At 70.4% G+C, this 5,609-nt stretch carries 3 protein-coding genes and 2 pseudogenes; 2 read left to right on the forward strand and 3 right to left on the reverse strand.

Annotated elements, in window-relative coordinates:
* From GH736_RS25120 to GH736_RS16025, 3 genes and pseudogenes are all read right to left on the reverse strand, one after another.
* Positions 1–129, reverse strand: a pseudogene (locus tag GH736_RS25120) (Phenylacetic acid catabolic protein); the annotation flags it as partial.
* Positions 130–302: 173 nt separating this feature from the next.
* Positions 303–1,298: pseudogene (locus tag GH736_RS16020) on the reverse strand (beta-galactosidase); the annotation flags it as partial.
* A gap of 295 nt (positions 1,299–1,593) precedes the next feature.
* Positions 1,594–2,895, reverse strand: a complete 1,302-nt coding sequence (locus tag GH736_RS16025; protein ID WP_235934323.1) for an ABC transporter substrate-binding protein — start codon at positions 2,893–2,895, stop codon at positions 1,594–1,596.
* Positions 2,896–3,166: 271 nt separating this feature from the next.
* Between GH736_RS16025 and GH736_RS16030 the strand changes: the two genes are divergently transcribed.
* Complete coding sequence (locus GH736_RS16030; RefSeq protein ID WP_159605111.1) at positions 3,167–4,489, forward strand: ABC transporter substrate-binding protein; 1,323 nt, start codon at positions 3,167–3,169, stop codon at positions 4,487–4,489.
* Positions 4,490–4,586: 97 nt separating this feature from the next.
* On the forward strand, positions 4,587–5,513 hold the full coding sequence (locus GH736_RS16035; RefSeq protein WP_235934326.1) for a carbohydrate ABC transporter permease: 927 nt from the start codon (positions 4,587–4,589) through the stop codon (positions 5,511–5,513).
* Positions 5,514–5,609 lie beyond the last annotated feature (96 nt).

A 5,609-nucleotide genomic window follows, 5' to 3' on the forward strand; every position in this document is an offset into this window, starting at 1 on the left:
CATCTCCTCGCGCGAGATGCCGAGGGTCTGCGCCGCGGAGTAGAGGTAGAGCCCGTGGCCGGCCTCGTCCTGGACCTTGGCCATGAGGATCGCCTTGCGCTTGAGGCTCGGCGCGCGCGTGATCCAGCGAGGTGGTCGAGCCGGTTCTGCGGGTGGTCGGAGGCCTCGACGGCCCACCAGTTCTCCCAGTCGAACACGAGCGCGACCCGGGCGTCGCGGTCGCCGGCCGGCAGGGTCGGCAACGCGGCGAGCTGCGAGCCGAGTGCGGTCACCTCCCGCCACGTGCGCGTCTCGGTGCCGGCGTGCGGCAGCATCGCCGAGTGGAACTTCTCGGCGCCGGCACGCGACTGCCGCCACTGGAAGAAGAGGATGCCGTCGGCGCCCCGCCCGATCGCCTGCGCGCTGAGGGCGGCCATCTGCCCGGGTGCCTTCGGCGCGTTCGACGGCCGCCAGTTCAGGGCGTTCGTCGATTGCTCCATGAGGATCCACGGCACCTCGGGCTTCAGCGAGCGCACGAGGTCGCGCTGGAACGCCGCCGCGCGGAACGACTCGGGGTCGTTCGGGTCGGGATAGGCGTCGTCGCTCACGAGGTCCAGGTGCTCGGCCCACTGCTGGTAGTCCGCCGGCTTGAACGCGCCCATGAAGTTCGTGGTGATGGGCTGGGCGGCCCCGGCCGCACGGATGAGGTCCCGCTCCATCAGGTAGCACTCGAGCAGCATGTCGCTCGTGAACCGGCGGTAGTCGAGCATCTGGCCGGGGTTCAGGCTGTACGGCGCCTTGCGGGGCGGGAACACCTCGTCGAACGATCCGTAGCGCTGCGACCAGAAGTTCGTGCCCCAGGCCGCGTTGAGCGCGTCGACGTCGGCGTACCGGTCGGCCAGCCAACGCCGGAACGCGTCGCGCGCGGCATCCGAGAAGTCCATGTTCAGGTGGCAGCCGTACTCGTTGTTGACGTGCCACATGACGATGGCCGGATGCTGCGCATACCGCTCTGCGATGGCGGTCACGAGCTCGGCGGCGAGGCGCCGGTACACGGGCGACGACGGCGCGAACTGCTGGCGGCTGCCCGGCCAGTACGTGGCCCCGTTCTCGTCCTGCGGGAGCAGCTCGGGATAGGCGGCGCTCGCCCACGGCGGCGGCGACGCGGTGGCCGTGGCGAGGTCGACGGCGATGCCGCCCTTGTGCAGCAGGTCGATGACCCGGTCGAGCCAGCCGAAGTCGAACTCGCCCTCGCGCGGCTGGATGCGCGACCAGGCGAAGATGCCGAGGCTCACCATCGTCACGCCGGCCTCGCGCATGCGCGCGACATCCTCGGGCCAGATCTCCTCGGGCCACTGCTCGGGGTTGTAGTCGGCGCCGTAGTGCACGGGACTCCTTCGTGGACGGTGGGGGCCGCGGGCCAAGGTCGGGAAAGCGTATTCCAGCGTACCGCGCCACACACGAGTGGGCGATCTTGGCGCGACATCCGCTGGATGTGCGCCAGGATCGCCCACTCGGTGACGTCGCCGGCGATAGGCCTCGCTCAGGCGGGGCCCAGCCGGGCCCAGCCGGGCTCAGCCGGGCTCAGCCGGGCTCAGCCGGGCTCAGCCGGGCTCAGCCCAGGATGACGTTCGCCTCGGTGAAGAACTGGTCGACCGCGTCGTCGACGCTGAGCGCGCCGAGGCCGATCGACTTGCCGAGATCCCAGAACGTCTGCTCGAGCGAGCCGTAGCCCACGACCGGCACGGGCGGCGCCTCGCCGAGGCGGTCGGCGACCGACTCGAGGTAGTCGGCGACCTGCGCGTCGACGCCCTCGAGGGTGGTGCCGGCGAGCTTCGTCTCGGACGCCGGGAAGCCCAGGGTGGTGCCGAAGATCTCGCCCGCCTCCTCGCTGTTCACCACGTAGTCGAGCCACAGCGCGGCCGCCTCGGGGTGCTCGGTGTCGGCCGCGATGGCGACCTGCAGGCCGGCCTGCCGGTAGAGGTCCTTCGCGTCGGGGTCGGCCGTGGGCGGCGCGACGAGCGTCACGTGCTCGGCGCCGGAGTCGGCGAGGTAGCCGCCGAGGAAGTTGCTCCAGCTCGCCTCGCTGGCGGTGAGGTTGGCCCCGAAGCCCGACTTGGGCGAGATCTCCTCGAGCCGTTGCTGCGGCACGACGACGCCCTCGCGGGCCTCGGCGCCGGAGTTCCAGAAGTCGCGCAGGTCCTTCTCGGTGAACCCGAGCTCGCCGTCCTCGGTGTAGAGGTTCTTGCCGTCGGCGCGCAGCACGTTCTCGAAGTTCTGGATGCGCTGGGTCAGGTCGGTGCCGCCGTAGACCGTCCCACCGGTGGCCTCGGTCACGTCCGCCATCCAGTCGGCGTACTCGTCGAAGCTCGTGCCGCCCTCGTAGGGCTCGACGCCCGCCTGCTCGACGAGCCCGTCGTTCAGGAACATGGCCCAGGCGCTGTAGCCGGTGGGCAGCGAGTACTGCACGCCCTCGAGCTGGCCGGTCGCCCGCAGGCCGTCGTCGAATGCATCGAAGTCGACGTACTCGCCGACGGTGTCGAGGTCGAGCAGGAGCCCGGGCTCCGCGTACTCGCGCAGGTAGGAGTCGGAGAACTGCCACACGTCGGGCAGTCCGCCGCCGGCGGCCTCGGTCTGGCGCTTCTCCCAGTACGACGGGAAGTCGGTGAACGTGCCCTCGATCGTGATGTTCGGGTGCTCGGCCTCGAAGGCGTCGATGAGCTTCTGGTACCGCTGGGCGCGGTCGTCGTTGCCCCACCACGTGAACGTGAGGGTGACCTCCTCGTCGGGGTCGTAGGCCGCTTCGCTGCTGCTTCCGCTGCCGCCACCGGCGCAGCCGGCCATCGCGAGCACGGTGGCACCGGATGCCGCGGCGACCGCCAGCACGCGACGCATCCGTCGTGTCGTGAACATCATCGTCCTCCAAGGGTGTCGGGTGTCCGCACCTCGACGTGGGAATCGGTGCGGAAAACGCTTCCCCGCACCGTAGCCTGAGACGTTTCATCCCGTCAACGCCCCGACCGGGCCAATTGGCGGCCCCCACCGTCGAAATGTCCATGCTCGCGGGTCGATCCCCTATGGGGGCCGGACGGCCCTCGGCGTAGCGTCGCTTCCCGCACCGCATCATCGGCCTGCGTCGCAGGCACGCATCCATGCACACGCATCCACCATGCAAAGGAGCATCTCCATGCCACAGCGTGACCACCGGCGCCTGCGCACCACCGCGATCCTCGCGGGCGCCGTCGTCGCAACGCTCGCCCTCGCGTCGTGCTCGGGCGGCGAGTCCGGTTCAGCGGACGAACCGGTCGAGCTCACCTTCCAGTCCTGGGTCCCGAACATCGACCAGGCCGTCGACGCCTTCAACGACGCGCACGAGGACATCCACGTCGAGCTCGAGACGATCACGGCCGGCCCTGACGGCGGGTACGCCAAGATGCTCTCCGCCGTGCAGGCCGGCAACCCGGCAGACGTCGCACAGGTCGGCTACGACGCCATCCCCGACTTCCTCGTGAACGGCGCACTCGAGGACATCACGGACTACGTGGCCGACGACGCCGACCGCTTCACGGACTGGCAGTGGCAGACCGGCGTGTTCGACGATCACGTCTACGCGATCCCACAGGCCTCGGGGCCGCTCGGCCAGTTCTACCGCAAGGACATCTTCGACTCCCTCGGCCTCGCCGCACCCAGCACGTGGGAGGAGTACTACGAGGCGGCCAAGGCGATCCACGCCTCCGATCCCAACCGCTACATCGCGGCGTTCGCGTTCAACCAGGCACCCTGGCTGATCGGGCTCTCCCAGCAGGGCGGCGGCGAGTGGTTCGCCACCGAGGGCGACGCGTGGAAGGTCGGCATCGACGACGAGGCGACGCTGAAGGTCGCCGAGTTCTGGCAGCGACTCCTCGACGAGGACCTCGTGAAGGTCGAGGCGGACTTCTCGAGCGAGTGGAACGCCGACCTCCAGAACGGCAACGTCGCGTCGTGGATCTCGGGCTCCTGGGCCGACGCGATCGTGCGCGGCACCGCGCCCGACACCGCGGGCAGCTGGGCGGTCGCGCCCATGCCGCAGTGGTCCGACGGCGAGACCGTGTCGGCGACCTGGGCCGGCGGCTCGGCCAACGTCGTGCTGAAGGGCTCCGAGCACCCGGAGGAGGCGGCCGAGTTCGCGCTCTGGCTGAACAGCGATCCCGGCAGCGTGAGCACCCTCACGAGCATCGGCGCCGGCTGGCCCGCGATCACCGACCTCGACGCGATCGAGAGCCTTCAGGACGACCCCGAGGTGTTCGCGTTCTACGGCGGCCAGGACATCTGGGACGTCTTCGCCGAGTCGGATGCCGCGGTCGCCGCGACGTGGAAGTGGCCGCCGCTGTCACAGACGCTGTTCGCCACGCTGACCGACAACGTCAAGGCGGCCGTCGAGGCCGGTACCCCGCTCACCGATGCCTACATCGCCACCCAGGCGGACTTCGTCGCCGCCCTCGAGGACAAGGGCATCTCGGTCGCCGAGTGACCCGGGCGGGCGGTCCGGCTCCGGCCGGGCCGCCCGCTCCCCTTCCACGGCCGCACCCCCGCGGCATCCGATCGTCCATCACCCGAGGAGCACCGCCGTGTCGGCCACCGCCATCGCCCCACCATCCCGACGTCGCCGACCGCGCCCGCCGGCCGCCCTCTGGGTGCTCCTCGTGCCGTTCCTGGTGATGTTCGCCGCGTTCTTCGTCGCCCCCATCGTCTTCGCGATCGTCGACAGCATGTTCTCCCAGCAGTCGAGCGGCCTGGGCCTCACCGCCCCCACACGGGAGTTCGTGTTCCTCGACAATTACGCCGCGGCGCTGTCGAGCCCCTCGTTCGTCGCGAGCCTCGGCCGCCTCGTCGCCTTCTCGGCGATCGAGGTGCCGCTCATGGTCGTCTCGGCCCTGGCACTGGCCCTGCTCCTCGGCGCCGCGGCCGCGCGGTTCCCGCGTGCCTTCCGCGTCACGTACTTCATGCCCTACGGCGTTCCCGGCGTGATCGCCGCGCTGCTCTGGGGCTTCCTGTACATCCCGGCCACGAGCCCGGTGCTGCAGTCGCTCGGCGCGGTCGGCATCGACATCGATCCGTTGTCGAGCGACGCGGTGCTGTTCGCCATCGCGAACATCGCCCTGTGGGGGTTCGCGGGCTACAACATGCTCATCCTGATCGCGGCGCTCGACGCCATCCCCGCCGAGCTGTACGAGGCCGCTCGGCTCGACGGCGCCGGTGAGTGGCGCATGATCTGGCACATCAAGCTGCCGCTCATCCGCCCTTCGATCGTGCTCATCACCCTCTTCACGATCATCGGCACGCTCCAGCTGTTCGTCGAGCCGCTCGTGCTCCGCCCGCTCACCACCGCCATCAGCTCCGACTACACGCCGAACCTCGCCGCCTACAACCAGGCGTTCGCGCAGGGCAACCCGAACCTCGCGGCGGCGATGGCCGTGATCGTGGCGCTCCTCGCGTTCGCGTTCTCGGCCCTGTTCCTCCGCGTCGTGAACCGGAAGGGGAACCGCGCATGGTGACCACCGACGCCCCCGCCCGCCCCATCGCGCGCACCCGCCCGAGTCGGCCACGGCCAGCATGGCGCGCAGGGCGACGACGGTCTTGCCCGAGCCCAC

Source organism: Agromyces humi, from assembly GCF_009720255.1.
GTDB lineage: Bacteria > Actinomycetota > Actinomycetes > Actinomycetales > Microbacteriaceae > Agromyces > Agromyces humi.

Bases quoted from the DNA above. Each gene is read 5' to 3' on its own strand.
- GH736_RS16025 (WP_235934323.1), bottom strand. From the start codon at position 2,895: ATGATGTTCACGACACGACGGATGCGTCGCGTGCTGGCGGTCGCCGCG.
- GH736_RS16030 (WP_159605111.1), top strand. From the start codon at position 3,167: ATGCCACAGCGTGACCACCGGCGCCTGCGCACCACCGCGATCCTCGCG.